Raw genomic sequence first — 25,041 nt, forward strand, 5'->3', positions numbered from 1 at the left:
CCCTTCGTTGTCCGCCCCGGGCCAGGGCCTGGCCTGGGGCTTCGCTGTCGAGGTAAGCCATGGCCAAGCAATACGAAATGTTCAAGGTGCGGGTGACTGGCGTGGAACAGGCCACGCCACAGATCAAGCGCTTCACCCTGGCCCGCGCCGACGGCGCCGCCCTGCCCCCGTTCGGTGGTGGCAGCCATGTCATCGTGCAGATGCAATCGGCCTGCGGTGGCCAGTTCAGCAACGCCTACTCGCTGATGAGCGATCCGCGCCAGCTGTCCAGCTACCAGATCGGCGTGCGCCTTGAGGAACAGTCCAAGGGCGGCTCGGCGTTCATGCACCAGCAGGTCGAGGTCGGCACCGAGCTGACCATCTCCACCCCCAACAACCTGTTCGCCCTCGATCCTGCGGCAGGTCGCCATGTGCTGATCGCCGGTGGCATCGGCATCACCCCGTTCCTGGCGCAACTGCACGAACTCGAAGGCGGCGCCACCCCCTACGAGCTGCACTACGCCTTCCGTGCTCCGGAGCATGGCGCCTTCCAGGGTGACCTGGAGAACGGCCCGCATGCCGGCAACATCCGTTTCTACATCGACAGCCTGGGGCGCAAGCTCGACCTCGGCGCGCTGTGCGCCAGCCTGGCCGACGACGCCCACTTGTACGTCTGCGGGCCCAAGCCATTGATCGACGCAGTAATCGCCAGCGCCGCCGCTGCCGGCATCGCCGAGTCCCGCGTGCACTGGGAGCAGTTCGCCGCCGCCGCGCCGGCCAGCGGGTCGGCCTTTACCGTGGTGCTGGCCCGCTCCGGTACCGAGCTCGAGGTCGAGGAAGGCATGACCATCCTCCAGGCCATCGAAAAGTCCAAGGCCGCCAAGGTCGAGTGCCTGTGCCGGGAAGGCGTGTGTGGTACCTGCGAGACCGCGATCCTCGAAGGCGAGGCCGAACATTTCGACCAGTACCTGAGCGATGAGGAGAAAGCAGCGCAGCAAAGCATGATGCTGTGCGTGTCGCGCGCCCGCTCGGCGCGGCTGGTGCTGGATCTCTGAACCTGAACAACCGACAGCGGCCATGCCGCTGTTCCCCAGCGCTTGCCACCTGCCCCCGGCCGCTCCCCCTGCCCGCTGCGGTCGTGGCGCGGCGCAATCATGCGCCGCAACTGCCTGCAAAAACATTCCCACCCGGCGGTCGATGCTCTACCATGCCCGCGCCGGTTTCCATTCGGAACCAGGCTTTGCACGGAAAGTGCCTACGCGACTTTTCGTACAGAGCCCAACAGGGAATCCCAGGCGCGTCTTGTCCGCGCCAAACGGAACTGCCCCCGCAACTGTAGGTGCCGAGCCCACGCCATCGATGCCACTGGATCAAGCGATCCGGGAAGGCTGGCGCAGGGCCAGGACGCACCAGTCAGGAGACCTGCCGGCAATGCATTCACCAACCGGCGGGGTGTCCGGGATGGTCATCCGCCGCTTGCCTCACGTCCTTTGGCCAGCCTTCGGCGATGCCTGTCCGTGCTCATTGCCGCACACCGTTCGACAGGAGCTCGCCTGACCATGCTGCCCCGCTTCGCCACCCTGCTCGCCGGCCTTTCTCTGGCCGGCCTAGCCCAGGCCGCCGCGACCCACTACCCGCTGAGCGTCGACAATTGCGGGGTGCCGCAGACCTTCGCCCAGCCCCCCGCGCGCGCGGTGGCGATCGGCCAGGCCGGCAGCGAGATCCTCTACGCCCTCGACCTCGGCGACAGGCTGGTCGGCACTTCGCTGTGGTTCAACAACGTGCTGCCTGAGTTCAAGGCACAGAACGACAGGATCGAGCGCCTGGCCGACAACGAGCCGAGCTTCGAGGCGGTCTTGGGCAAGCGTCCGCAACTGGTGGTGGCACAGTTCGAATGGGCGGTCGGCGCCCAGGGCGTGGTCGCCACCCGTGAACAGTTCGCCGAGCTGGATATCCCCACCTACCTGCTGCCCTCGGACTGCGAAGGCAAGGACAACCTGGTCGGCGCCGACGGCACCCGCCTGCAGACATTCAAGGTGGCAAGCCTCTACAAGAGCATCAGCCAACTGGCCGAGATCTTCGACGTGCAGGAGCGCGGCGCGGCACTGAACGCGGCACTCCAGGGCAGCCTGCTGCATGCGCGACAGCAGTTGGCGGACAAGGACCTGACGCACACCAGCGCCCTGTTCTGGTTCTCCAGCGCCGACCTGGCCCTCGACCCCTACGTTGCCGGCCGCCAGGGCGTAGCCGACTTCATGCTGCAGACCCTCGGCGTGCGCAATGTGGTCGAGTCCAGCGAGGAGTGGCCGACCGTCGGCTGGGAAACCCTGGCCAGGGCCAACCCGACCTGGCTGATCGTCGCCCGCATGGACCGTCGCCGCTACCCTGCCGACGACTACCGGAAGAAACTCGAGTTCCTGCGCAGCGACCCGGTGACCCGCAACATGGACGCGGTGAAGCAAGGCCGGATCATCGTCCTCGATGCCGATGCCATGCAGGCTGGCATCCGCCTGTTCCGCGGACTGGAAGTGCTGTCCACGGCGTTCGCCAGCGGTAAAGCGCCACAGCCATGAGCCGTCCGTTGCTGCTTGTCGCCCTCGCCCTGCTTGCCCTGTGCCTGGCCCTGCTCGCCGGTATCGCCATCGGCGAGACCCGGTTGAGCGTTGAGGTGATCTGGCAGGTGCTGGCCAACCACCTGTGGCAGGCCGGCTACTCGCCAGACCCGATCGACGCCGGCATCGTCTGGAACTACCGCCTGCCACGCACCCTGGTGGCCGCTGCCTGCGGCGCCGGGCTGGCCATGTGCGGGGTGATCCTGCAGGCGCTGCTGCGCAACCCGCTGGCCGACCCCTACCTGCTGGGCCTCTCCGCTGGCGCCTCGACCGGCGCCGTGGCGGTCGGCCTGCTCGGCCTCGGTGGCGCGACACTGACACTGTCCGGCGGCGCCTTCACCGGCGCGCTGGCGGCGTTCGCCTTGGTGCTGGCCCTGTCACGGGCCAGCGGCAGCAGCCCGCACAACGCCCAGGTGATCCTGGCTGGCATCGCAGGCTCGCAGCTGTTCAACGCCCTCACCGCCTTCCTGATCACCAAGTCGGCCACTGCCGAGCAGGCGCGCGGCATCCTGTTCTGGTTGCTGGGCAACCTCAGCGGCGTACGTTGGCCATCGGTGTGGCTGGCCGTGCCAACGGCCCTGTTCGGCCTGGTCGTGTGCCTGTGGTACCGTCGTGCCCTGGATGCCTTCACCTTCGGCGCCGACTCGGCCGCCTCACTCGGCGTGCCAGTGCGCCGCACCCAGCTGCTGCTGATCAGTTGCGCGGCGCTGGTGACCGCGGTGATGGTGTCGATCGTCGGCGCCATCGGCTTCGTCGGGCTGGTGATTCCCCATGCCCTGCGCCTGCTCCTGGGCCCCGGCCACAATCGCCTGCTGCCGGCCAGTGCATTGGGCGGCGCGCTGTTCCTGATCGTCGCCGATATCCTGTCGCGCACGTTGATCGCCGGTCAGGTGATTCCGGTGGGGGTGGTCACCGCCTTGATCGGCGCGCCGCTGTTCGCGCTGATCCTGATCAGCCGCCGAGGGCACCCATGAGCCCCGCTGCCATCGCCCCCCTGGCCTGCCACGACCTCGGCCTGCGCCTGGGCAGCCGCGAGGTGTTGCGCGGCATCGATCTGCGCCTCGTGCCTGGCGAGACCCTCGGCATCGTCGGCCCCAATGGTTCAGGCAAGTCCACCCTGCTCAAGTTGTTGGCCGGCCTGCGCAGGCCCGATAGCGGCAGCGTGCACTTGCTCGGCGAAGCCCTGGCGCAACTGCCGCGCCGTCGCATCGCACAATGCCTGGCGCTGGTCGAGCAGCAGGCCGACACCCTCGACGCCATCCGCGTGTACGACGCCGTCGCCCTCGGTCGCACCCCCTGGCTGTCGGCCCTCGCACCGTTCGGCAAGGCCGACCATGCCATCGTCGAGCAAGCCCTGGCCGACGCCGACGCCAGCCACCTGCGTGAACGGGTCTGGCGCGAGCTGTCCGGCGGCGAGCGCCAGCGTGTACACATCGCCCGCGCCCTGGCCCAGCGTCCGCAAGTGCTGCTGCTGGACGAGCCGACCAACCATCTCGACATCCAGCATCAGCTAGCCCTGCTGCGCCAGGTTCAGGCCCTGCCGGTGACCACGCTGGTGGCCCTGCACGACCTCAACCAGGCCCTGACCTGCGACCGCCTGGCAGTGCTCGACCAAGGTCGCCTGGTGGCGCTCGGCACTCCCGAGCAGGTCCTCACCCCACAGCGCCTGCTGAGCACCTTCGGTGTCCACGCCCACTACCTTGCCGACCCCTTCGATGGCGCACGCGTCCTGCGCTTTCGCAGCCCCTGAACCATGCACCGGCCTGGTAAAGTACGAGGCCGTGTTCCCGACAATGATGGATTTCAACTGATGGAAAGAATGTTGCCGTTTCTCGCGGTGGTGGTGGTCTGCACGATCATCGGTACCGTCTGTGAGCATTACGACATCAACCGCTACCTGAAATGGCTGCTGATGGCGCTGCCGGCGATCGTCTGGGTGCGTCTGCGCAACCCTTTCCAGCCCTGAGCGCGCCATGCCACCCAGCCCGGCACGCACGTGACACAGGTGTACCACGTAGTACGATTGCATTCGATGTCCACTGTGTCGTGCCGCCTCGCCAAGTCCTGGCCTTGCATGCAGTACACTCACGCTCTCCCCGTGCCCAAGGCCTTCGCCATGCTCCGCTCGCCCCGATTGCTGCTACCCCTGCTGTTGTGCGTCGCCCTTGCCGCCTGCGACCAGAAACCCTCCCGCGAAGACAAGATCCTCGCCAACCTGCCGCTGCAGGAAGCCTATGAACACAACATCGACCGGATGGCCCAACTGCTGGCCATGACCCACCGCCAGGTCCCCGAGGCCCGGATCAAGGAGGTGCTGCGCCAGCACCTGACCGTCGAGGATCAACGCCAGGACCTGTTCAAGCTGTATAGCGAGGAACACTTCAGCGATGCCGAGTTCGATCTCATCGTCGCCGCCACCCATGACCCGGCCAAGGCCCGCGCCTTCGGCGAGACCGAGCAAGGCAAGCGCCTGAGCGAGAAGCTCACCGGCCTGATGCGTGAAAGCGCCCGCGATCCGAAGGTCCAGGCCCTGGCCAAGCAGCGGATGCAGGAAGTCGAGGACGCGCTGGGCGAACTGGAGGAAAGCGCCCGCTAGCCTACACAACAGACAGTCTTTGCCTACAGGCTGGGTAGGCTGTGGCGAGTATGGTCATCTCCCACCATCCCTCGCTGCGAGCCAGAGATTGTCATACACCAAACGCCGCCTGCGCCTGCGCACGCTCATCCTGGTGCTCTGCACCCTCACCGTCATGCTGATGACGGCGACCAGCTACTATGCCAACAACCGTGTACAGCGCCAGTTGCTGATCTCCAACTCGCTGGAAGCCAATCGCGTCTACGCCGCCAAACTGGCGGCGATCACCGAGACCTTTCTCTCCAATGCACTGAAACAACTGGCCTACAGCACCCAGGTACAAGGTCGGCAGCTCAGTGACGTCGGGGCGCTGCAGGCCGAGACCGAACGCGTCCTGCAGCAGAGCAATGCCTTCAACTCGACCTTCCTGGTCGATGCCCAGGGCCGCATGCTGGCCGTCTCGCCCACGTCGCTGCAGCATCTGGTCGGCACGCTCGTGACGTCCCCAGGCGCCCAGGAGGCGTTGCGCGAGCGCCGCCCGCTGATGTCCACGCCGTTCCTCTCGCCGGCCAACAACCTGATGGTGGTGCTGTCGCAGCCGATCCATGACGCGGCGGGCAACTACCTCGGATTCATGGGCGGCAGCCTCTACTTGCGTGAGCACAATTTCCTGAGCAACCTGCTTGCCGGTCATTACTACCAGGACGGCTCCTACCTCTATGTCGTCGACCGCAACCGTCGCCTCCTCTACCACCCGGATACCCGGCGAATCGGCACACTGATGGACAGCAACACTCTGATCGATCAATTACCCACCCAGGGCAACGGCACACAACGCCTGATCAACAGCCGTGGCGTGGAAGTGCTCGCCGGCTTCGCCACGGTACCGAGCACCGGCTGGGGCGTGGTCGCCCAGCAACCGCTGCGAGCCACCATGGAACCGTTGCAGCACCTGCTCCTCAGCGTGATCTACAGCTCTGCGCCCTTGGCGCTGCTAGGCTTCCTGCTGCTGTGGTGGCTGACGTTGATCATCGTCCGCCCGCTATGGCAACTGGCCGACGGCGCGCACAACCTTGATCGTGTCGAAACCTCCGAACACCTCCATCGAGTCCACGCCTGGTACTTCGAGGTCGCCGAACTCAAGCGGGCCCTGCTGTTCGTCCCGAACCTGCTGCAGGAGCGCGCCGGACGGCTCAACCGCGACACCCAGACCGACCCCCTGACCGGGCTGCTGAATCGCCACGGATTGGCGTTCAACCTGTCACTGCTAAAAGCCGAGGGGCGCGACTTCTGCGCCATCGCGCTGGACGCCGACCACTTCAAGCGAATCAACGATGAGCACGGGCACAAGGTCGGGGATACAGTGCTGCGCCGCCTGGCTGAACTGATGCGGCCGATGTGTCGCGAGGGTGACGTGCTATGCCGCACGGGTGGCGGGGAATTTCTGATGGTATTGCCAGACACAAGCCTCGCCATGGCGGCCGAGGTGGCCGAACGGTTGCGTCGGACAGTCCAGGACACAGTGATCGAGCCAGTGGGCGCGATCACCGTGTCACTGGGTGTTGCGCACTGGGCAGCGCACGTCCAGCAGCCGCCGAACGACGCATTGACTGCCGCAAAACGGGAGCTTCAGCGCGCCAAGCAAGACGGTCGCAACCAGGTGCGCTGCGCCCCTCCGAGCCCCTGAGCAAGCCGCCGCCCCTGCACCCGCCGGGTACAGGGGCGGCGATCCGGATCAGTCGGCCAGGCGCCAGGTAGTCGCACCCTTGCCGTCTTCCAGCACTACGCCCATCGCGGTCAACTGATCGCGGATACGATCGGACTCCGCCCAGTTCTTGTCGGCACGCGCCTGCAAGCGGGCCTGGATCAGGGCCTCGACCTCGGCGGCGTCGACCTTGCCTTCGGCCCCCGCTCGCAGGAAGTCGTCGGCATCGAGCTGCAGCACACCCAGCACATCGCCCAACTCACGCAAGCGACCCGCCAGGCCCGCGGCGGCATCGACATCGCTGTCGCGCAGGCGGTTGATCTCGCGCACCAGGTCGAACAACACGGCGCAGGCTTCGGGCGTGCCAAAGTCGTCGTTCATTGCCGCACTGAAGCGCTCGACGAATGCCTCGCCGCCCTTGGCCTCGACCCGTGGCAACCCACGCAGGGCGTGGTAGAAGCGCTCGAGGGCGCCTTTGGCGTCGCGCAGGCTGTCTTCCGAGTAGTTGATAGCGCTGCGGTAGTGACTGGCCACCAGCAGGTAGCGCACCACTTCCGGATGGTACTTGTCGAGCACGTCGCGGATCGTGAAGAAGTTGTTCAGCGACTTGGACATCTTCTCGCCGTTGATACGGATCATGCCGCAGTGCATCCAGGCGTTGGCGTACGGCTTGCCAGTGGCCGCCTCGCTCTGGGCGATCTCGTTCTCGTGGTGCGGGAACTCGAGGTCGCTGCCGCCACCATGGATGTCGAAGCTCTCGCCCAGGCAGCAGGTCGACATCACCGAGCACTCGATGTGCCAGCCCGGACGGCCCGGGCCCCACGGTGAATCCCAGTACGGTTCGCCCGGCTTGACGCCCTTCCACAGCACGAAATCCAACGGATCCTGCTTGGCTTCATCGACCTCGATGCGGGCACCGATGCGCAGGTCTTCGATCTTCTTGCGCGACAGCTTGCCGTAGCCTGCGAACTTGCCGACGCGGTAGTACACGTCGCCATTGCCCGGGGCATAGGCGTAACCCTTGTCGATCAGGGTCTGGATCATCGCGTGCATGCCGGCGATATGGTCGGTGGCACGGGGCTCCTGGTCAGGCGGCAGGATGTTCAGGCGCCGCTCGTCCTCGTGCATCGCCTCGATCATGCGGGCGGTCAGCGCGTCGAACGACTCGCCGTTCTCGTTGGCCCGGTTGATGATCTTGTCGTCGATGTCGGTGATGTTGCGCACATAGGTCAGCTCATAGCCGCTCTTGCGCAGCCAGCGCGTGACCAGGTCGAAGGCCACCATGCTGCGGCCGTGGCCAAGGTGGCAGTAGTCGTACACGGTCATGCCGCAGACATACATGCGCACCTTGTTGCCATCGAGCGGCTTGAAGGCTTCCTTGGTCTTGCTCAGCGTGTTGTAGATCGAAAGCACGGCGGTTCCTCAGCTGCCCCAGGAGTCACGCAGGGTGACGGTGCGGTTGAACACCGGACGACCCGGCTGGCTGTCCTTCAGGTCGGCGCAGAAGTAGCCTTCGCGCTCGAACTGGAAGCGGTCCTCGGCCTGGGCCTGGGCCAGCGACGGCTCGGCGCGGCAACCGCTCAGCACCTGCAGCGAATCGGGGTTGATGTTGTCGAGGAAGCTGCCGCCGTCTTCGGTCTTTTCCGGGTTGGCGGAGCGGAACAGGCGGTCGTACAGGCGCACTTCGCACTCGACGCTGCCCTCGGCCGGCACCCAGTGGATCACGCCCTTGACCTTGCGACCCTCGGGGTTCTTGCCCAGGGTGTCCGGGTCGTACGAGCAGCGCAGCTCGACGATGTTGCCGTCCGCGTCCTTGATCGCCTCGTCGGCACGGATCACGTAGCTGCCGCGCAGGCGCACCTCGCCGGCCGGTTCCAGGCGCTTGTAGCCCTTGGGCGGCTCTTCCATGAAGTCGTCGCGGTCGATGTACAGTTCGCGGGCGAACGGCAGCACGCGCACGCCCATGTCTTCCTTCGGGTGGCGCGGCAGTTCGAGCTGCTCGACCTGGCCCTCGGGGTAGTTGGTGATGACCACCTTGAGCGGACGCAGCACGCACATGGCACGCGGCGCGGTGCGGTCGAGGTCGTCACGGATGCTGAACTCGAGCATCGACATGTCGACCACGCCGTCGGAACGGTTGGTGCCGACCATCTCGCAGAAGTTGCGGATCGAGGCCGGGGTGTAGCCGCGGCGGCGGTAGCCCGAGAGGGTCGACATGCGTGGGTCGTCCCAGGCCTCGACATGGCCTTCGTCGACCAGCTGCTTGAGCTTGCGCTTGGAGGTGATGGTGTAGTTCAGGTTCAGGCGGCTGAACTCGTACTGACGCGGGTGCGCCGGCACCGGCAGCTTGTCGAGGAACCACTCGTACAGCGGGCGGTGGCTTTCGAACTCCAGGGTGCAGATCGAATGGGTGATGCCTTCGATGGCGTCCGACTGGCCGTGGGTGAAGTCGTAGTTCGGGTAGATGCACCACTTGTCACCGGTCTGGTGGTGGTGGGCATGGCGGATACGGTAGAGGATCGGGTCGCGCAGGTTCATGTTCGGCGAGGCCATGTCGATCTTCGCCCGCAGCACGCGCTCGCCGTCCTTGAACTCGCCGGCGCGCATGCGCGCGAACAGGTCGAGGTTGTCCTCGACGCTGCGCTCGCGGAACGGGCTGTCCTTGCCAGGCTCGGTCAGGCTGCCGCGGTACTCCTTGGCCTGCTCGGGGGTCAGGTCGCAGACATAGGCGTTGCCCGACTTGATCAGGTCCACGGCCCAGTCGTGCAACTGCTCGAAGTAGTCCGAGGCATAACGCACCGGACCTGCCCACTCGAAGCCCAGCCACTTGACGTCACGCTGGATGGAGTCGATGTACTCCTGGTCTTCCTTGGCCGGGTTGGTATCGTCGAAACGCAGGTGACAGACGCCGCCGAATTCCTTGGCCAAGCCGAAGTTGACGCAGATCGACTTGGCGTGGCCGATATGCAGGTAACCGTTGGGCTCCGGCGGGAAACGGGTGACGATGCTGCTGTGCTTGCCCGAGTCCAGGTCGGCCTGGACGATCGGCCGCAGGAAGTTCGCAGGGACGGCGGGGGCGCCTTTGGCAGCGGCGTTGGGCGCGTTGTCGGCAGTGGGCTTGCTCATAGGATCCTTGAATGCACGTGTCCGGCCGGGTAGGCCGATTGAATCAAAGGGCCTATCATAGCCGAAGCAGTCAAGCCGCCGACAGCCGGACGCGGACAAACAGACGCGATTTGTCGCAGCTATTTGTCGCAGCCGTCGGCCGAAACCGGCAGAATGACCGCCGCGCGCCTTGTGGCGCATGCCGTGCCACCCGACGCAGCGTCCGCTGCCCGAGCGCCAGCGCCCCCTATTCCCGATGCCTTGAGAGCGAACTTAAGCATGTCCAAAGTCAAACTGAGCACCAACCACGGCGACATCATCCTGCAACTGGATGCCGAGAAAGCCCCGAAAACCACCGAGAACTTCGTCCAGTACGTCAAGGAAGGCCACTACGACGGCACCGTCTTCCACCGCGTGATCAAGGGCTTCATGATCCAGGGCGGCGGCTTCGAGGCCGGCATGAGCCAGAAGAAGACCCGCGCCAGCATCCAGAACGAAGCCGACAACGGCCTGAAGAACAAGAAGTACAGCATCGCCATGGCCCGCACCATGGAGCCGCACTCCGCCTCGGCGCAGTTCTTCATCAACGCCTCCGACAACGACTTCCTCAACCACAGCGGCAAGAACGTCCAGGGCTGGGGCTACGCGGTGTTCGGTGAAGTGATCGAAGGCCAGGAGATCGTCGACGCCATCGAAAAAGTCGCCACCGGTTCCAAGGCCGGCCACCAGGACGTGCCGAAGGACGACGTGATCATCGAGAAAGCCGAGATCATTGAGTGATCCTGCTGATCTCCGATCTGCACCTGCAAGAAGAACGCCCGGACATCACCCGGGCGTTTCTTGATCTGCTCGACGGCCGCGCCCGCCACGCCAGGGCGCTGTACATCCTTGGCGACTTCTTCGAGGCCTGGATCGGCGACGATGCCATGACCCCGTTCCAGCAGTCGATCTGCCAGGCCCTGCGCCAGCTGAGCGACAGCGGCACGGCGATCTACCTGATGCACGGCAACCGCGACTTCCTCATCGGCCAGGCGTTCTGCGCCGCCGCCGGCTGCACCCTGCTGGATGATCCCTGCGTGGTCGAGCTCGGGGGCGAGCGAGTACTGCTGATGCATGGCGACACCTTGTGCACCCGCGACGTGGCCTACATGAAGCTGCGCCGCTACCTGCGCAATCCGCTGAGCCTGTGGATCCTGCGGCATCTGCCGCTGTCCACGCGCCAGAAGCTGGCACGCAAGCTGCGCAGCGAAAGCAAGTCGCAGACACGCATGAAGAGCACCGAGATCGTCGACGTCACCCCGGACGAAGTCCCCAAGGTGATGGCGGCCCACGCCGTGCGCACCCTGATCCATGGCCATACCCACCGCCCGGCGATCCACAAGCTGGTGGTCGACGGCGAGCCGGCGCGACGCATCGTGCTTGGGGACTGGGATCGCCGCGGCTGGGCGTTGCAGGTAGATGAACAGGGCTTCCAGCTGGCCCCGTTCGAATTCGCCTGAAGCACAAGCCCCTCCTGCAGGAGCCGGCCTCGCAGGTGTTCGCCGGCAAAGCCGGCTCCTGAGAGGATGAGCCGGCTTGTCGGCGAGCTTACTGGGCGCTGACCACCGGCCCCGCATCCCGCTCGCTGATGACAGACCGTCGATACTGCGGATCAGCCTTGATCTGCGCCTCGGTGAACGGTATCGGCAGCAACTGTCCTGCCGCGAAGGCGCGGGTCTGGTCGCCGGCATGCACCGAGCCCTGCTCGCTCGACAACGAGAACGCCAGCAGCCCCTGGGCCTGCGGCCCCTGCTCGGTGAAGCTGACGATCTGCAGGTAGCTCGAACCACTGACCACCAGACGCTTGCCCGGCCCCACCGGCACGCTGACCATCGCGTTGTACACGCCCAGCGCCTGCGGCCCTCCGGGCACCGGCGTACCATCGGCCGCCTGCTGGATCTGCCCCCAGCGCCGATCGGCGCCGATACCTGCCTTGCCCACCTGCTCCAGCGAAGCCAGCGCCGCCTCGCGCAGCAACTTGCGCACCGCCGCCTGCTCCACTGCCAGGCCACGCGGGGTGTGCTGAGGATCCGCCGGATCGAACGCCACGCGCCAGATCTGTGGCTGCTGCGCCAACGCGGTGAAGAGGTTGTCGAAGTGCAGCAGGCCCACGCCACTGTCCAGGTCGGCCTTGCCGTTCCAGGCCTGCAGGCTGGCGCACAGCCCCTTGAGATCGGCCTCGACGCCGGCGCACCACTGCAACAGGTCCGGCAGCAGCAGGCTGGCCAGGTAGACCTCGTCGTCGAACACCATGCGCTGCAGTTCGGCAACACCCAGCTTGCCGTTGCCTTGCAGGCGCTGCAAGGCGAAGCGGCTGCGCATGCCCAGCGGCTGCTCGCTGCGACTCACCAGCGGCGAGAAGCCGCTCAGAGGCTGCGCCGGATTCGCCAGCCAGGCCGAATCATTGGCGCTCTGCACATAGTCGGCCCGCTCCAGGCTGGGCAGCAGGCGCGCCGGGAAGATTCCCGGCTGGGCAGCCTGGGGGTCGGCCTGCCACTGGCAGGCGCTGCGCGAACCATCCAGCACCGTCAGCAACCCCGGAGCCTTGGTGCCAGCGCACTGCTCGAGCAGTGCCTGGTCGACGTAGGGCACCACCGACTGGTTCAGGTACAGGGCCTTGCCAGCGCTGTCCACCGCCAGGGTGTTGACCCAGGGGATCCCCTGCAACTGCCCCACCGAAGCCTTCAACGCCTCCAGGCTGCCTGCGCGATTGATCTGGTACCACTGTTGCAGCACCCGGGTGTTGTCCAGATTGGCGTCACGCAAGCTGTAGGCGGCCTGTTTATCCCAGTCCAGCCGGCCTGGCCATTGCACCACCGGCCCGAACTTCGACACGTATACCGTGCGCTCGACCTCATCCACGTGGCCATCCTTGCCCTTGACCGCCACTTTCACCTGCTGGCGCTCCAGCGGCAGCGACTGGCCGTCATAGAGATAGCGAGTGGCGTCCTGGGGGTCGAGTTGCAGGCGATAGAGGGTGAAATGCTTCGAGGTATCGACCGTGTGGGTCCAGGCCAGGTGCTGGTTGAAGCCGATGTTCACCACCGGCAGGCCGGGCAAGGCCGCGCCCATAACATCCAACTGCCCAGGAATGGTCAATTGCATCTGATAGAAGCGCAGGCCGCCGACCCAGGGAAAATGCGGATTGGCCAGCAACAGGCCGCGCCCATTGACCGAGCGCTCGCGCCCCACCGCCACCGCATTGCTGCCACGCTCCGTGGCGAAACGTGCCTGACGCGCCAAGGCAACGCTGTAGTCCACGGCAGGACGCTGTGCTGCCAGCCGCGGTGGTGTCGCGCCCACGACGGCCTCGACGAACTGGCCTAGGCCCCCTTCGGCGAGCAGTCGGCGAGTCAGCTTGACCAGATCGAGACTGCTGATCGGCCGCACCCACTCCCCTGCCCCGCAGTCGGCCGGCAAGCCCTGCGCGCGGCGCTCGCCCAAGGCCCGGTTGTAGCCACTGGCGTAGCCTTCCAGCAGGTCGCGCACGGCCAGCGGCTGTGCTTGCAAGAAACCGTTCACCGCTGCGGGGTTGTTGAACCAGGTGAAGAACAGGTCGCTGGCCAGGTTGTCGCGCTGCTCGAGCGTCTTGCCGTCGCCGCCGAAATAACGCGAGCGCTCGCCATTGACCGTCAGCACTTCGCCGGCCAGCAGACAGAGGTTGTCTTGGGCGTAGGCATAGCCGATACCGTAGCCCAGACCGCGCTCATCCCTGGCGAGGATATGCGGCACGCCGAAGCTGGTGCGGCGGATCTGCGCTGAAGCTTCGCCACCTGCTTCGCGCGCCTGGGCAGCCAGGCTGCTGGCGGCCAGGACTGCGGCAAGACCGAAGTGGGACAGGGAACGTGGAAGAGAGATCACAGGCACTCCTCGTGCAATCGGGGGTCATCCCGATCAGACGAATGGCCGGATGAAAATTTTACGCCGCCGCAGGGACTGCAACGTCTTCAACTGAAGGCATCAGATTTTTTTCCATTGGGGCTGCAGTTTTGCCGTTCTCATTCGTCTTAAGAAGTGAGGCATTCATGTTTTCAGAACCTGTGCTTTCAATAGCAGCGCCTTCAGCAACCAGGCTTTTGGAACTGTCCACGAAAAGGAGCATTCGCATGCACACTCCCCACACCTCGCTGCCGGCGGGGCGCAACCCAGGCAAGACGCCTGGCGGGCCGGAGGAACGAACCGGCAACGAGCAGATCCGCGAGCTGTTGCGCAGCTATGGCCTGCGCACCAGCCTGATCCGCCTGAAAGTGATCGACGCCCTGCACAACGCCGACCGCAAGGGTCGCAGCATCGGCGTGCGTGGTGTCCACGCGCAGCTGGAACAGCTGGATATCCCACTGTCATTCCTGAGCGTGCGCGAGGTGCTCAAGCGCTTGTGCGCCGAGGGGGTGATCCACCTCGGCAGCGACAAGTGCTACAGCCTCAACCCGCAGGCCCGGGCCGTGCTCGAGCAGCCGGCCACGACACGCTGAACCCATGGCCGGCCCACTGTAGCCGGCCCGTCCGCCTCAAGGCTTGACCTTGCGCCGCAGGATCCCGTTGATCACCACCACGACCACCGCAATGGCGATGGCGATGTACTGGAATGTCTGCTCGCTGATCGTCCCCTGCTTCTGCAGGTAACTTAGGCCGAGCATGATGCCCAGGACCACGAGGATGATCAGGATCGAATATTTCAGGCGCTGCACGTGTGTCATCGAAGGTTCCTTGCAACATCAGGGACATGGGGCTCCCAGCGGAGCCGCCGCCATGATACCTCGCCACATACTCCCACGCTGAAGTTCCTGCCAGCCGACAACTGCTTTCATACTTTTCCTAATGACATTGACCAGCGACTAGCCTGCGGTTGCAGGCTGCCGGTCCATTGGAATGACTTCCCCTTGAGCTTGCCTAGGGATAAGCACCCAAAGTGCCATCATGGAAAATTTTCTCTAGATGTTTTGGGCCCCGCCCCATAAGGGTGAAGGTATTTCCCACGCGCAACACAACTGCCTCCTACAAACATCGAGCGGTAAAGGCTACGGGCTCCGGTCCGGTTCACTCCTAGCGACCTTTTCAGAAGCTGTTCGAGAATCGAGCCAAGCCACCCGACCGGCCGGTCATTCGATGTCCCTTGCGGACAGCGGTAATCCCCCTCGATTTGAAGGAACAACAACGTGAAAATGCCAGACCTGACTGATATCGACGTGACTTCGATGCCTCATTCGCTGCAATCGCTCATCGAGTGCATCGGCCTTGAAAATGCCTACAACCTGACTTGTGCGTTCGGCGGGCGCCCCAAGTACATCCCCAAGCACCGCGCTCGCACCAAGCTGGCCGACGTACTGCCGGCCGAAGCACTGGATGCACTGATTCAACGCTATGCCGGCATGGCGCTGGAAATCCCCAAGGTGGACCACTTCCAGCGTCAGTTGCGCAACCTGCAGATCCAGCGGGAAAGTGCCAACGGGCTGTCGCGTAGCCTGCTGGCCGACAAATACGGACTGAGCCTGCGCCAGATCGGCAATATTCGCCGCCAGGATTGCGAGGTGCGCTGAACACCTTGCAGATCCGCAACAGGAACGCCTGCACGAACGCCGGCCCGTTTATGGAGCCGGCGTTCGCGTGTGTGCAGGAGGGGGGTTAGAAGTCGCGCTTGTAGAAGATGTCCAGCGAACTGGCCAGGCCACTGGCCGCTTCCAGGTAGACCTTCTTGCTCAACTTGTAGCGCAAGGCAATGGTGTTGGCCGGCTCGAAGACGCCGACACCGTAGCGCAGGCTCAGGCGCTCGGTCAGGTTGCCACTGGCAACCACGCTGGTGGTATTGCCCGAGCCCTGGGTGTCGAGCTGGAAGTCCTGGATCCCCAGATTCGATGCCAGGCTGCCGGTGATCCCTGCGCTGCCCGCCAGGCCCAGTCCTAGCGCGGCCTCGGCAAGCATGTTGTTATCCTCGCCGGAACTGCCCAGGGGGCGTCCCAGCACCAGGTAGGACAGCGCCTGCTCCTGGCTCATCGCGGGCTCCGAGAATACCTTGGTGGTAGGTTGCTCGGCGCTGCCGCTCAGACGGATACCGGCAATCACATCGTCGACCTGGCGGATAGCCTCGATATCCAGATACGGCTGGTCGATCGGACCGGCGAACAGCAGTCGCGCCCGGCGGATGGTCAGCTTCTGACCATAGGCCCGGTAGCGGCCATCGGCCAAGCTCAGCTCGCCGCGGGTGTCGAGGTTGTCACCGATGTGCACATGCCCCAGCAGATTGGCCGTCAGGCCAAAGCCCTTGAATGACAGTGTGTCGCTGCCCACCTCGACGTCGATGTCCATGGCCACGGCCATGGGCGGCTTGCCCTGCTCGGTCTGGTGGCCGACGATCACCGTGTCGTCCGAGACCTTGACCGTCGACGGTGGCAGCTCGCGCACGGTGATCTTGCCCTTGGGCACGCGCACCTTGCCGCTGACCGCGAGGCGCTCGTCGACCAGACGGATAGTCAAGTCAGGCGCCACTTCCAGCGCGGCATAGGGCTCCACGCTCACTGGCAGTTGCTGCCCTTGCAGTCGCAGGTCCATTCCCAGCGCCTGCCCCCAGGTCAGGTGCCCGTCCAGGGCTCCGCGCCCGGCTTCACCACTGCGCCAGTCGCCCTTGAGCAGCACCTGTTCGCCGGCTATCTGTGCCTGCAACGACAGCTCGCGCAGGCTCACCGGCAACTCGGCGCCAGCGACTTCACCACCGCTCAGGGCAATGTGTCCATTGACCTGGGGCGCCAGCAGGCTGCCCGACAGCTGCCCGCTGCCATTGAGCTGGCCGGACAGGCGCTCCACCATCGGCAGGAATGGCCGGGCAATCGACAGGTCCAGCCCGGACAGACGGAAATCGCCGCTCAACGGTTTGTTGCGGCCCAACGGATCGAGTCGGGCATTGACGCTCAGCTCGCCCAGGCGTTCACCCCGGAAATCCAGGCGTGTATCGATCCTACGCGGCGCCAGGGTGCTGTCCAGGCGCAACGCCTGGTAGGGGAAGTCGACCCAGCGGCCGTTGTCACGCACGCGCAGGGTGCCGCCACCGGCGTCGACACGGATGTTGCCCTTTGGCCCGCTGGCCGGGATATCCAGGTTGATGTCGGCATTGAGCAGGCCCTGCCAGGCGAAGTCCTTGGGCAACCATTGCGCCAGGCTCTGCAGCGGGAACTGCTTGAGGTGGTAGCGCAGGCGTGGCTCCGGTGCCAGGCGCTGGTCTTCGCCGCACAGGCTGGCCTGGCCGGAACGCCAGCAGTGAGCGCCAAAGTCAAGTTGACCACTGGCCAGGCGCTGCAGGCGTGCCGGAGCCTGCAACTGCCAGTCCTGGCCGCCGGCCTGGATCCGGCCGCTGGCCAGGCGGCCACGCCAGTCGCCCTTGGCCAGGGTGCCGTCCAGCCCCAGGTCGAGCTTGAGCTGCGGCCCTTCCAGGGCCAGGGTCGCGGCCTGCTGGCGAATGTCGCCCTTGCCCTGGACATCGAGGTTGCCGAGGGTGGTGTCGCCCAGGCGAATATTGCCGGCCTTGAGCATCACTACCCCGCGCTGGGCAGCATCCAGCCGAGCGTCCAGGTCCAACCGCTGCACCCGGTTGTCGGCCTGAGCCAATTGCTGCCCTTGCAACACCAGGCTGCCTTGCGGCGCCGCCAAGGTTCCCGCCAGGTCGAGACGCCCCTTGGCCTGCCCTTGCAGTTGTGGCCAGAGCTGGCCCAGGCGCGGCAGATCGAGATCGACCCGCCCGGCCAGGCGCTGCTGCAGGCTCGCGCTGCCATGGATGCGGTTGTCACCCAGTTGTACCGCAAGGCTGCCGAGGGTCCAGTGGTCGCCGGCACCGTCGGCATCGACCTTCAGTTGCGCAGGCTGGCCACGCAGACGCCCCTTCAGGTCAAGTTGCGCCTTGAGACTGAGCTGATCGCTCTTCAATTCGCCCTGGCTGCGCAACGGCCCGGCCAGGGTGCCCGGCAGCTCGGCCAGCCAGTAGGCCGGATCGAGCGCCGACAGCTGCAAGTCGACGTCCCAGGCCAGGGTGTCGGCGAAGCGCAGGGCGACGCTACCCGCCGCCTTGCCCTGCCCCGCCTGCAACGCCAGTTGCGGCAGGCGCACCTGGCCGAGGTCGCCGTCGAATGGGCTGGCCAGGCTGAACGCGCCTGCCGGGCCGTCCAGGTCACCGTTGAAAGCGCCTTTGTAGTGCCCGTCGCGATACTGCACCTGGGCGTTGAGACGCTTGAGCGTGACCTGTGGCGCCTGCTCCAGCGGGTACAGGCGCAGCCAGGGGAAATCCAGCCAGTCGAGGGAGGCGTCGGCGCTCAGGCCCTGTTGCCAGTCGGCGCTGGCCTGCAACTTGAGGCGCTGGGTGTCACTGGCATTGAGGTCCAGCGCGTCCAGACGGGCGCCCTTGGCATCGACCTTGCCGGCCAGCACCAGGCCGACCGGGCCTTGTTCGGCGGGGAGCATGGCGGAACCGCTCAACAGGTAACCTTTGAGCAGGTCACCCTGGGCATCGAGACGCAGTTGGTTCAGTTGCAGCGTGTCAGGCAGGCTGGCCGCTGCCTTGAATGCCTGCGCACGGAGGTTCAGGCGCGCTGGCAGGTGCTCGGCCAGTGCCTGCAGTTCGCCCTCGAGATGAGCGTCGAGATAGCCGCTGCTGGTGGCATCGATACCCAGGGTCTTCTGCAAATCGCCTTTGACGTTCAAAGCCAGCTGCCAGGGCTGACCTTCGACCGGGGGCAGCTGCAACGAGCCCTGCAGCGTCAGAGGCCAGTCGCCTTGTGGCAGCAACGTGCCTTGCAGCGCCAGGCGCAGGTCGTCTCGACGCAGTTGCAGGCTGTCGACCTGCAGGCCGGAGGCGGTCCAATGCGCTGCCAGTTGCAGGTCGCCGAGCAGTTCGTTGCCGTCCAGGCGCAACTGACCGACCTTGACTTCATCCACTTCGATGGCCAAGGGCAGTCGCAACGCCGGCAACTGCAGCGGGCCGCTATCGGCCTTGTCCTCGCCCGGGGCAAAGGCCATGTCGACACGCTCGGCCTGCAGACGCTCCACGCACAGGGTGGCACGCAGCAGGCAGGCAGGCGACCAGTCCAGCTGCGGCGCCTGCACCTCGACCTGGTTGTCACCGTCGACCCAGCGCAATCGGCTGGCTTGCCAATCGCCGCCCAGGCGCCCGCTGAAGTCGTCGACCTGCAGGCCCGGTACTTGTCCCAGCACCCAGCCACTGCCCGCCTGGGTGCCGAGCACCAGGCCAAGCGCCAGCACACTCAGCAGCAACAGGCCGAGCACGCCGAATACGATGGATTTGATCACGCGTGTCACAGCTCGGGCCCCATGGAAAAGTGCAGGCGGAAGCCACCGTCGTCGTCAAGCGCGTGGGCCAGGTCCAGGCGCAGGGGACCGACCGGCGATACCCAGCGCACGCCGATACCGACGCCGGTCTTGAGACTGGGCAGTTCCAGCGAATTGAACGAGTTGCCCTGGTCGACGAAGGTCGCCAGGCGCCATTTCTCGGCGATCGAGTACTGGTACTCGACGCTGCCAGCCACCAGGTAGCGGCCACCGATGCGGTCGCCCTTGTTGTTCCTCGGCGACAGCGTCTGGTAGTCATAGCCACGCACGCTCTGGTCGCCACCGGCGAAGAAGCGCAGCGACGGCGGGATGTTCTGCTGGTAGCCGTTGGTAGCACTGCCGCCGAACTGCGCGCGGCCGAGGAAGCGGTGGTTCTGGCCCAGGGTAGTGAGGCCCTTGAGCAACACGTTGCCGTGTACCAGGTTGGTGTCCGAGCCCAGGCCTTCCTTGGCGGCCTGCAGGTCGAACTGCAGACGATAGCCGTTGTGCGGGTCGATGCGGTTGTCACTGCGCAGGTAGGAGAAACTCACGCCGGGCATCAGCAGGTTGCTCAAGCCGGAGTCGTCGCCCAGGCGATACTCCTCGCGCTGGTACTTGAGCGAAATCACCCGCTGCCAGCCGCTGGGCAGCTTGCTGTGCCACTCTGGGCCGACCGTGAGCAGCTTGCTCAGGCTGTCGGTGCCGGCGATCTCTTCGTTCTGGTAGCCACCGGCGAAACGCAGCTTGTCGGTCAGCGGCGGGTCGAGGGGGATGTCGTACCACAGCCCGACGTTCTGCCGAGGTGCCGACAGTTCGGTTTCCCAGCCATAGCTGTGGCCTTGCGGGTTGACCCAGTGTCGGGTCCAGTTGGCCTTGCCGCGCGGCCCGACGTCGGTCGAGAAGCCAAGTCCCAGGCCCATGGTACGGGGCTTGCGAGTATCAAGGCGGACATCCACCGGAATGTCCTCGCCAACGGCTGCGCTAGGCGCTGCGTCTACCCGTACGCCTTCGAAATAGCCGCTGGATTGCAAATCGTTGTTGAGCTCGGCGATCAGCTCGGAATCGTAAGGGGTGCCTGGCTTGAAGGAGACCATGCGCTGCAGCAGGTCCTGGTCCAGCGGCGTGTCGCCACCGAACTTGACCGCTCCCAGGCGATAGCGCGGACCGCTCTGGTAGACCAGCTCGATATCGGCCACGCCCGCCTGGGGATCGACCGCCAGGCGCTGGCGCTCGAAGCGGCCATTGAAGAAACCGTAGCGTGATGCCTGGTTCAGGATCAGCCGCTTGGCATCTTCGTAGTGGCCATGGTTGAGCTGCTCGCCCGGACGCAGCACGCGGCTGTCGGGAACGCGGAATGCCTTGAGTTCGCTGGCCGGGCCTTCGATGCGCACGGTCACGTTGCGCAGGCGCACCGGCTCGCCGGGTTCCACGCGGATGATAAGTTGTGGGGGGGAGTCCTTGTCGCGCGGCGCCTTGACCTCGGTACTGATGCGCGCCTGGTAGTAGCCCAGGGCCTGGGCCGCCTTGCGCGCCTGCTCCTCGGCGCCGCGGCTGAAGCGCAGCAGCGCTTCTTCGTCGCGGTCACCCAGGCTGCCGATATAACCTTCAATATTGCCCTTGAGCGGGTTGTTGGCGGGTTTTACCCGCACCAGCAATTCGCTCTGGGCCCATGCCATGGAGCTGGCGGCCAACAAAAGCAGGCCGCAGCAAAGTCTTCCTGAATACGTCATGCGGCGCATGCTACCAGAGCGAGACGGCAAACGGAGGCGTCAGCCAAGACCTGTCACAGATTTGACACCTTGGATGACACTGGATTGGGATGAAAGAATACCCGTTCTCGGATTGGTCCTATAGCAACTTCCCCGATCTCTTCATAACCCTGGCGCTGGTAGAACGCCAGGTAATGCGGATTGCCGGTGTCCAGCACCACGCCCTCGGCGTTGGGGTCCTCGGCGCACCAGTCATGCACAGCCTGCAGCAATTGTTCGCCATGCTGCTGGCCCTGGAACTGCGGATGCACGCCCAGCAGCGGCAGCACATGCACCTGTCGGCCCGGCAGGCAGGCAGCGAGCGCGGCCTGGTAGTCCAGGTAACGGCGGGTACAGCGCAGGCCGGTGCCGAGGATCATGCGCAGGCGCCAGGCCCAGCTGTCGGCCACGCCCAGCCGGCGTTGCGGCGGCACGATCAGGGCGACGCCGATCAGACGGTCGTCGAGCAGCAGGCCAATGGCGGGCAATTGCAGGTAGAAGTGCTGGCGCACCCACTCCCGTACCATGACCCGCAAACGTCGCTCATAACCGGGACGCTGGCCTTCGAACAGCCAGGCGAAGGTAGGCTCGTGACGATAGGCGTGGTAGAGCAGCGAGCGCACCTCGCGGGCGTAGCCCTGGTCGAGCAGGCAGATCCGGGCCGGTGAGGCAGTGGCGTCGGGCATTGCGGCAAACCTCCTGGTATGGGCGTACAGTGCCTTGGAGGTGTTCCACTGCGTATCGTTCACCCCCTTCCAGCACGTTAGCAGCGCGCCGATGCCAGCGCCACGCTGGTCGCGGCAGGCGATGTCCGCTAGCATCCGTGGCTTTTACCAGGATCGACTTGCCATGAAGATCGTCTCGTTCAACATCAATGGCCTGCGCGCGCGCCCACACCAGCTGGCGGCGCTGATCGACAAGCACCAGCCCGACGTGATCGGCCTGCAGGAAACCAAGGTCAGCGACGAGCAGTTCCCGCTGGCCGAGGTCGAGGCACTGGGTTACCACGTGCACTTTCACGGCCAGAAGGGCCATTACGGTGTGGCCCTGTTGTCGCGGCAGAAGCCGCTGTCGCTGTTCAAGGGTTTTGCCGGTGATGAAGAGGACGCCCAGCGTCGTTTCATCTGGGGCACCTTCGCTGACCGTGACGGCACGCCGATCACCGTGATGAATGGTTATTTCCCCCAGGGCGAGAGTCGCGACCACCCTACCAAGTTTCCGGCCAAGCAGCGCTTCTACAGTGACCTGCAGGCGCTGCTCGAAGGTCAGTTCGAGAACGCTCAGCCGGTGGTGGTGATGGGCGACATGAATATTTCGCCTGAGGATTGCGATATCGGCATCGGGCCGGACAACGCCAAGCGCTGGCTGAAGACGGGCAAGTGCAGTTTCCTGCCGGAGGAGCGCGAGTGGATGGCGCGACTCAAGGGCTGGGGGCTGGTGGACAGCTTCCGGCACCTGTATCCGGAGGTCAGCGATCGGTTCAGCTGGTTCGACTACCGTAGCCGAGGATTCGAGGATGAGCCCAAGCGTGGGCTGCGGATCGACCTGATCATGGCTTCGCAGGGGTTGGTGCCCAGGATCAAGGCTGCTGGGGTCGATTATGAACTGCGGGGGATGGAGAAACCTTCGGACCATGCGCCGATCTGGTTGGAGTTGAACTGAGGTCTTTTTTGGGGACAGTTCAACGGCGGGTTACTTTGGACGCGGCCAAAGTAACCAAAGCCGCCCCGCTCCATCATCCGACCCCTTCGCTTCGGGTCCCCTCGCTACGGCGCCTTTCGGGCCAGCGCGCCCCCCTGAAGCCGCAATAGGTGTTGTAGATGTATGGTCTTCGGCCCCCATCGCAGGCTTCGCCAGCTCCCACAGCCGGAGGCCTGCCGGCCAGGAACCAGGAGACCAGCGGCGAATAGCGAGAAGGCTGGGCGACCAGCGGTGAAAATGTGGGAGCTGGCGAAGCCTGCGATTGGGCCGGCAAGATCACACGAAGCCCTGCTAGCGACAGCTGCACCATCCCAGTCGCCACCCTTACCTTCGCGACTTCAGGAGCGCAGGGCCGGATGAACGGAGCGCTGCGTTTCTTGGTTAATTTTTGTCGCGCTTGACAAGAAGTGACCCGCCGCAAGGGCGCAAAATCGCCCAACTTCACTCCCGCAACCCAACCACCTCCTCCCACCGCTGCGCCAGCTCCCCCAGATCCCGCCGCCCCCCGCAAATCCCGCGGATAATCCACATCCCCCACTTCCTCAAACCGCGTAACCCGAAATTGCCCATGCGTGCGCCTGACACCTGCCGGCGTGCAGTTGCTGACCACCGCCCGTGCCACCCTGCTGACCCTCGAACACGGTGTGCATCAGGCCCGGCGGATAGCCCAGGGCCAGAGCGACGAGTTGCGCCTGGGCAGTCTCGCCCTGGCCGGCCACCCTGAACTGCCCACCGGCCTGAAGCGTTTTCGTCAGCAATGGCCGGACATCGAGCTGAAACTTCACCAAGCCAGCTCCGCGCAATTGACACGCATGCTGCTCGAAGACCCGCTCGACCTGGCCCTGCTGCTGGCCCTGCCCGCCGACCATCCACAGGACTGCGAAACCAGCGTGCCCCTCGCCGATTTCGCCGACGCGCCTTTCGTGTTCACCCCACCCACCCTGGGCAACCGCTACCACCAGCACCTGCTCGAGCTTCTTACAGGCTGAGGCCCAGCGCCTGGCGCAAAGGCTCGCCACGAGGATCGGCGGCGGCGCTGACCAAGGCAAAGTTGTAGTCGCCATGGGACCAATAGCGCGCCTCCAACTGGCCATCGGTGCGCTGGCCACTGGGCATGCGCCGGAAGTGTTCGCCAGGCGAGCGCAGGAACAGGCTGATACGCTGCCCGCTGTGATCCTGGAACACCAGGAGCGCCGCCGGCCCCGCCTCGTTGCTGAGCAACCGCGCGCCAACGGGATGCAGGCCATAACCAGAGAGATCCGGCAACTGGCCGACACGGTTGAAATGACGCCCGAGCCAGGCTTGCAGACGAGCCGGATCGGCGGCCTGGATGTCCAGCGTGGTGGCATCGGCGAACAGACGGTGCGCCTGCACCGCATCGGCCATCGGCAGCCCGGTCTCCACCAGGGTCGCTTGCCGCGCTTGCCAGCCGCCCAGCCCGCCCAGGCCGACCGCCAGCAGCAACACGGCAGCGGTAGCCAGGCGTCTCTGCCGCCGCTGGCGCAACTGACGGTGCAACGATGCCAGGTCCAGCGAGGGTTCACCCGCCGGCTCGCCCAGCCCCGCCAAGGCTGCACGCAGACGCCGGGCATCATGGCGCCAGGCCTCGATACGCGCCGACTCCAGCGGGTTGGCCGCCAGCCAGGCCTCGACCTCGGCCCGGCGCGCCGGGGCCAGGCGTTCGTCGACATAGGCATGCAGCTCATGCTCGGTAGGGGCAAGGCGTTTCATTTGAGTCTCCGCAAAGCCGGGGGTGGCGGGTTGCCTTCGGTCAGGTCACGCAAGGCCGCACGTGCGCGCGACAGGCGCGACATCACCGTGCCGATGGGAATGCCCAGGGCCTGCGCGGCCTCCTTGTAGCTCAGCCCCTCGACGCTGACCAGCAGCAGCAATGCCCGCTGCTCGGTCGACAGCCGGGCGAAGGCCTGCAGGTCGGCCTGGGCCAGCACGATGCTCTCGGTGTCGGCGCCCATTGGCTCCGCCGCCTGGCCACGGCCGAAAAGCGCCAACCAGCGGACATGCAGGCGCTCGCGACGCCTGGCATCGAGAAACAGCCGATAAAGGATGGTGAACAACCACGGCCGCAGGCGTTCTGGCTCACGCTGCTGGCGCCAGCGACCCAGGGCGCGCTCGACAGTGGCCTGCACCAGATCGTCGGCGCTGCTGGCGTCACGGGTCAGCCACAAGGCGAAGCGCCGCAGGCGCTGCAGCAACTCGCGCCATTGTTGGTCGTCCAGTTCATGCATGGTCGGATCCCGGGCCCCAATGGCC

General features: G+C 65.5%; 23 protein-coding genes and 1 riboswitch. Of the genes, 13 read left to right on the forward strand and 10 right to left on the reverse strand.

Going from position 1 to position 25,041, the window contains the following annotated elements:
• The first annotated feature begins 59 nt into the window (after positions 1 to 59).
• The 7 genes from F3J43_RS00470 to F3J43_RS00500 all read left to right on the forward strand — a co-directional run bounded on the left by F3J43_RS00470 (position 60) and on the right by F3J43_RS00500 (position 6,853).
• Positions 60 to 1,034: a PDR/VanB family oxidoreductase gene (locus tag F3J43_RS00470; RefSeq protein ID WP_166882862.1), complete on the forward strand. Its 975-nt coding sequence runs from the start codon at positions 60 to 62 to the stop codon at positions 1,032 to 1,034.
• Between the two features lie 177 nt (positions 1,035 to 1,211).
• Positions 1,212 to 1,423: riboswitch (cobalamin riboswitch) on the forward strand.
• A gap of 115 nt (positions 1,424 to 1,538) precedes the next feature.
• Entirely contained in the window at positions 1,539 to 2,552 is a 1,014-nt protein-coding gene (locus tag F3J43_RS00475) for an ABC transporter substrate-binding protein (protein WP_166882863.1), read from the forward strand.
• Positions 2,549 to 3,565, forward strand: a complete 1,017-nt coding sequence (locus F3J43_RS00480) for a FecCD family ABC transporter permease (protein ID WP_166882864.1) — start codon at positions 2,549 to 2,551, stop codon at positions 3,563 to 3,565. The genes F3J43_RS00475 and F3J43_RS00480 overlap by 4 nt, the downstream gene beginning before the upstream one ends.
• Positions 3,562 to 4,341 carry an ABC transporter ATP-binding protein gene (locus tag F3J43_RS00485; protein ID WP_166882865.1) on the forward strand — a complete coding sequence of 260 codons (780 nt, stop codon included), beginning with the start codon at positions 3,562 to 3,564 and terminating at the stop codon, positions 4,339 to 4,341. Before F3J43_RS00480 ends, F3J43_RS00485 begins: the two co-directional genes overlap by 4 nt.
• A 60-nt stretch (positions 4,342 to 4,401) precedes the next feature.
• Entirely contained in the window at positions 4,402 to 4,557 is a 156-nt protein-coding gene (locus F3J43_RS00490; protein ID WP_166882866.1) for a hypothetical protein, read from the forward strand.
• Between the two features lie 150 nt (positions 4,558 to 4,707).
• Positions 4,708 to 5,187, forward strand: coding sequence for a hypothetical protein (locus F3J43_RS00495; RefSeq protein WP_166882867.1), 480 nt, complete (start codon positions 4,708 to 4,710; stop codon positions 5,185 to 5,187).
• Positions 5,188 to 5,275: 88 nt separating this feature from the next.
• Positions 5,276 to 6,853, forward strand: coding sequence for a sensor domain-containing diguanylate cyclase (locus F3J43_RS00500; RefSeq protein ID WP_205297544.1), 1,578 nt, complete (start codon positions 5,276 to 5,278; stop codon positions 6,851 to 6,853).
• A 48-nt stretch (positions 6,854 to 6,901) separates the two neighbouring features.
• Here F3J43_RS00500 and cysS read toward each other — a convergent pair whose 3' ends face one another.
• On the reverse strand, positions 6,902 to 8,284 hold the full coding sequence (gene cysS / locus F3J43_RS00505; RefSeq protein ID WP_166882868.1) for a cysteine--tRNA ligase: 1,383 nt from the start codon (positions 8,282 to 8,284) through the stop codon (positions 6,902 to 6,904).
• 9 nt (positions 8,285 to 8,293) lie between these two features.
• Positions 8,294 to 9,997 carry a glutamine--tRNA ligase/YqeY domain fusion protein gene (locus tag F3J43_RS00510; RefSeq protein WP_166882869.1) on the reverse strand — a complete coding sequence of 568 codons (1,704 nt, stop codon included), beginning with the start codon at positions 9,995 to 9,997 and terminating at the stop codon, positions 8,294 to 8,296.
• A gap of 258 nt (positions 9,998 to 10,255) precedes the next feature.
• Between F3J43_RS00510 and F3J43_RS00515 the strand changes: the two genes are divergently transcribed.
• Complete coding sequence (locus tag F3J43_RS00515; RefSeq protein WP_166882870.1) at positions 10,256 to 10,756, forward strand: peptidylprolyl isomerase; 501 nt, start codon at positions 10,256 to 10,258, stop codon at positions 10,754 to 10,756.
• Positions 10,753 to 11,475, forward strand: coding sequence for a UDP-2,3-diacylglucosamine diphosphatase (locus tag F3J43_RS00520; RefSeq protein ID WP_166882871.1), 723 nt, complete (start codon positions 10,753 to 10,755; stop codon positions 11,473 to 11,475). Before F3J43_RS00515 ends, F3J43_RS00520 begins: the two co-directional genes overlap by 4 nt.
• Before the next feature lie 88 nt (positions 11,476 to 11,563).
• Here F3J43_RS00520 and pvdQ read toward each other — a convergent pair whose 3' ends face one another.
• Complete coding sequence (gene pvdQ / locus F3J43_RS00525; RefSeq protein ID WP_205297545.1) at positions 11,564 to 13,876, reverse strand: bifunctional acylase PvdQ; 2,313 nt, start codon at positions 13,874 to 13,876, stop codon at positions 11,564 to 11,566.
• 58 nt (positions 13,877 to 13,934) lie between these two features.
• Positions 13,935 to 14,123 (reverse strand): hypothetical protein, encoded by a 189-nt coding sequence (locus F3J43_RS00530; RefSeq protein WP_166882872.1) that lies wholly within the window; start codon positions 14,121 to 14,123, stop codon positions 13,935 to 13,937.
• Here F3J43_RS00530 and F3J43_RS00535 point away from each other — a divergent pair.
• Positions 14,122 to 14,487 carry a fe2+ zn2+ uptake regulation protein gene (locus F3J43_RS00535; protein WP_166882873.1) on the forward strand — a complete coding sequence of 122 codons (366 nt, stop codon included), beginning with the start codon at positions 14,122 to 14,124 and terminating at the stop codon, positions 14,485 to 14,487. The two genes, F3J43_RS00530 and F3J43_RS00535, sit on opposite strands and share 2 nt — an antisense overlap.
• Positions 14,488 to 14,523: 36 nt before the next feature.
• On the opposite strand, the gene F3J43_RS00540 is transcribed toward F3J43_RS00535, so the two are convergent.
• Positions 14,524 to 14,712: a hypothetical protein gene (locus tag F3J43_RS00540; RefSeq protein WP_011533313.1), complete on the reverse strand. Its 189-nt coding sequence runs from the start codon at positions 14,710 to 14,712 to the stop codon at positions 14,524 to 14,526.
• Between the two features lie 465 nt (positions 14,713 to 15,177).
• Here F3J43_RS00540 and F3J43_RS00545 point away from each other — a divergent pair, with 465 nt between their 5' ends.
• Positions 15,178 to 15,552, forward strand: coding sequence for a Mor transcription activator family protein (locus F3J43_RS00545; protein WP_286184306.1), 375 nt, complete (start codon positions 15,178 to 15,180; stop codon positions 15,550 to 15,552).
• A gap of 85 nt (positions 15,553 to 15,637) precedes the next feature.
• Here F3J43_RS00545 and F3J43_RS24230 read toward each other — a convergent pair whose 3' ends face one another.
• From F3J43_RS24230 to F3J43_RS00560, 3 genes are all read right to left on the reverse strand, one after another.
• Positions 15,638 to 19,303, reverse strand: coding sequence for a translocation/assembly module TamB domain-containing protein (locus F3J43_RS24230; protein ID WP_205297546.1), 3,666 nt, complete (start codon positions 19,301 to 19,303; stop codon positions 15,638 to 15,640).
• A 5-nt stretch (positions 19,304 to 19,308) separates the two neighbouring features.
• Complete coding sequence (locus F3J43_RS00555) at positions 19,309 to 20,997, reverse strand: autotransporter assembly complex protein TamA (protein ID WP_205297547.1); 1,689 nt, start codon at positions 20,995 to 20,997, stop codon at positions 19,309 to 19,311.
• 107 nt (positions 20,998 to 21,104) lie between these two features.
• On the reverse strand, positions 21,105 to 21,755 hold the full coding sequence (locus F3J43_RS00560; RefSeq protein WP_166882877.1) for a GNAT family N-acetyltransferase: 651 nt from the start codon (positions 21,753 to 21,755) through the stop codon (positions 21,105 to 21,107).
• 163 nt (positions 21,756 to 21,918) lie between these two features.
• Between F3J43_RS00560 and xthA the strand changes: the two genes are divergently transcribed.
• Together xthA and F3J43_RS00570 are read left to right on the forward strand one after the other, a co-directional pair.
• Complete coding sequence (gene xthA, locus F3J43_RS00565) at positions 21,919 to 22,731, forward strand: exodeoxyribonuclease III (protein WP_166882878.1); 813 nt, start codon at positions 21,919 to 21,921, stop codon at positions 22,729 to 22,731.
• Positions 22,732 to 23,342: 611 nt separating this feature from the next.
• Entirely contained in the window at positions 23,343 to 23,759 is a 417-nt protein-coding gene (locus F3J43_RS00570) for a LysR substrate-binding domain-containing protein (protein ID WP_166882879.1), read from the forward strand.
• On the opposite strand, the gene F3J43_RS00575 is transcribed toward F3J43_RS00570, so the two are convergent.
• Together F3J43_RS00575 and F3J43_RS00580 are read right to left on the reverse strand one after the other, a co-directional pair.
• Positions 23,749 to 24,501, reverse strand: coding sequence for an anti-sigma factor family protein (locus F3J43_RS00575; RefSeq protein ID WP_166882880.1), 753 nt, complete (start codon positions 24,499 to 24,501; stop codon positions 23,749 to 23,751). The two genes, F3J43_RS00570 and F3J43_RS00575, sit on opposite strands and share 11 nt — an antisense overlap.
• On the reverse strand, positions 24,498 to 25,016 hold the full coding sequence (locus tag F3J43_RS00580; protein WP_166882881.1) for a sigma-70 family RNA polymerase sigma factor: 519 nt from the start codon (positions 25,014 to 25,016) through the stop codon (positions 24,498 to 24,500). Before F3J43_RS00580 ends, F3J43_RS00575 begins: the two co-directional genes overlap by 4 nt.
• Positions 25,017 to 25,041: the final 25 nt, after the last annotated feature.

This window comes from Pantoea sp. Cy-639, assembly GCF_011752525.1.
In the GTDB taxonomy this organism is placed as follows: Bacteria; Pseudomonadota; Gammaproteobacteria; order Pseudomonadales; family Pseudomonadaceae; genus Aquipseudomonas.

What these genes read in the sequence shown, in the direction of transcription:
- F3J43_RS00470 (WP_166882862.1), top strand. Translation starts at nt 60, where the DNA reads ATGGCCAAGCAATACGAAATGTTCAAGGTGCGGGTGACTGGCGTGGAA.
- F3J43_RS00475 (WP_166882863.1), top strand. Translation starts at nt 1,539, where the DNA reads ATGCTGCCCCGCTTCGCCACCCTGCTCGCCGGCCTTTCTCTGGCCGGC.
- F3J43_RS00480 (WP_166882864.1), top strand. Translation starts at nt 2,549, where the DNA reads ATGAGCCGTCCGTTGCTGCTTGTCGCCCTCGCCCTGCTTGCCCTGTGC.
- F3J43_RS00485 (WP_166882865.1), top strand. Translation starts at nt 3,562, where the DNA reads ATGAGCCCCGCTGCCATCGCCCCCCTGGCCTGCCACGACCTCGGCCTG.
- F3J43_RS00490 (WP_166882866.1), top strand. Translation starts at nt 4,402, where the DNA reads ATGGAAAGAATGTTGCCGTTTCTCGCGGTGGTGGTGGTCTGCACGATC.
- F3J43_RS00495 (WP_166882867.1), top strand. Translation starts at nt 4,708, where the DNA reads ATGCTCCGCTCGCCCCGATTGCTGCTACCCCTGCTGTTGTGCGTCGCC.
- F3J43_RS00510 (WP_166882869.1), bottom strand. Translation starts at nt 9,997, where the DNA reads ATGAGCAAGCCCACTGCCGACAACGCGCCCAACGCCGCTGCCAAAGGC.
- F3J43_RS00515 (WP_166882870.1), top strand. Translation starts at nt 10,256, where the DNA reads ATGTCCAAAGTCAAACTGAGCACCAACCACGGCGACATCATCCTGCAA.
- F3J43_RS00535 (WP_166882873.1), top strand. Translation starts at nt 14,122, where the DNA reads ATGCACACTCCCCACACCTCGCTGCCGGCGGGGCGCAACCCAGGCAAG.
- F3J43_RS00530 (WP_166882872.1), bottom strand. Translation starts at nt 14,123, where the DNA reads ATGCGAATGCTCCTTTTCGTGGACAGTTCCAAAAGCCTGGTTGCTGAA.
- F3J43_RS00540 (WP_011533313.1), bottom strand. Translation starts at nt 14,712, where the DNA reads ATGACACACGTGCAGCGCCTGAAATATTCGATCCTGATCATCCTCGTG.
- F3J43_RS00545 (WP_286184306.1), top strand. Translation starts at nt 15,178, where the DNA reads ATGCCAGACCTGACTGATATCGACGTGACTTCGATGCCTCATTCGCTG.
- F3J43_RS00555 (WP_205297547.1), bottom strand. Translation starts at nt 20,997, where the DNA reads ATGGCATGGGCCCAGAGCGAATTGCTGGTGCGGGTAAAACCCGCCAAC.
- F3J43_RS00560 (WP_166882877.1), bottom strand. Translation starts at nt 21,755, where the DNA reads ATGCCCGACGCCACTGCCTCACCGGCCCGGATCTGCCTGCTCGACCAG.
- xthA (WP_166882878.1), top strand. Translation starts at nt 21,919, where the DNA reads ATGAAGATCGTCTCGTTCAACATCAATGGCCTGCGCGCGCGCCCACAC.
- F3J43_RS00575 (WP_166882880.1), bottom strand. Translation starts at nt 24,501, where the DNA reads ATGAAACGCCTTGCCCCTACCGAGCATGAGCTGCATGCCTATGTCGAC.
- F3J43_RS00580 (WP_166882881.1), bottom strand. Translation starts at nt 25,016, where the DNA reads ATGCATGAACTGGACGACCAACAATGGCGCGAGTTGCTGCAGCGCCTG.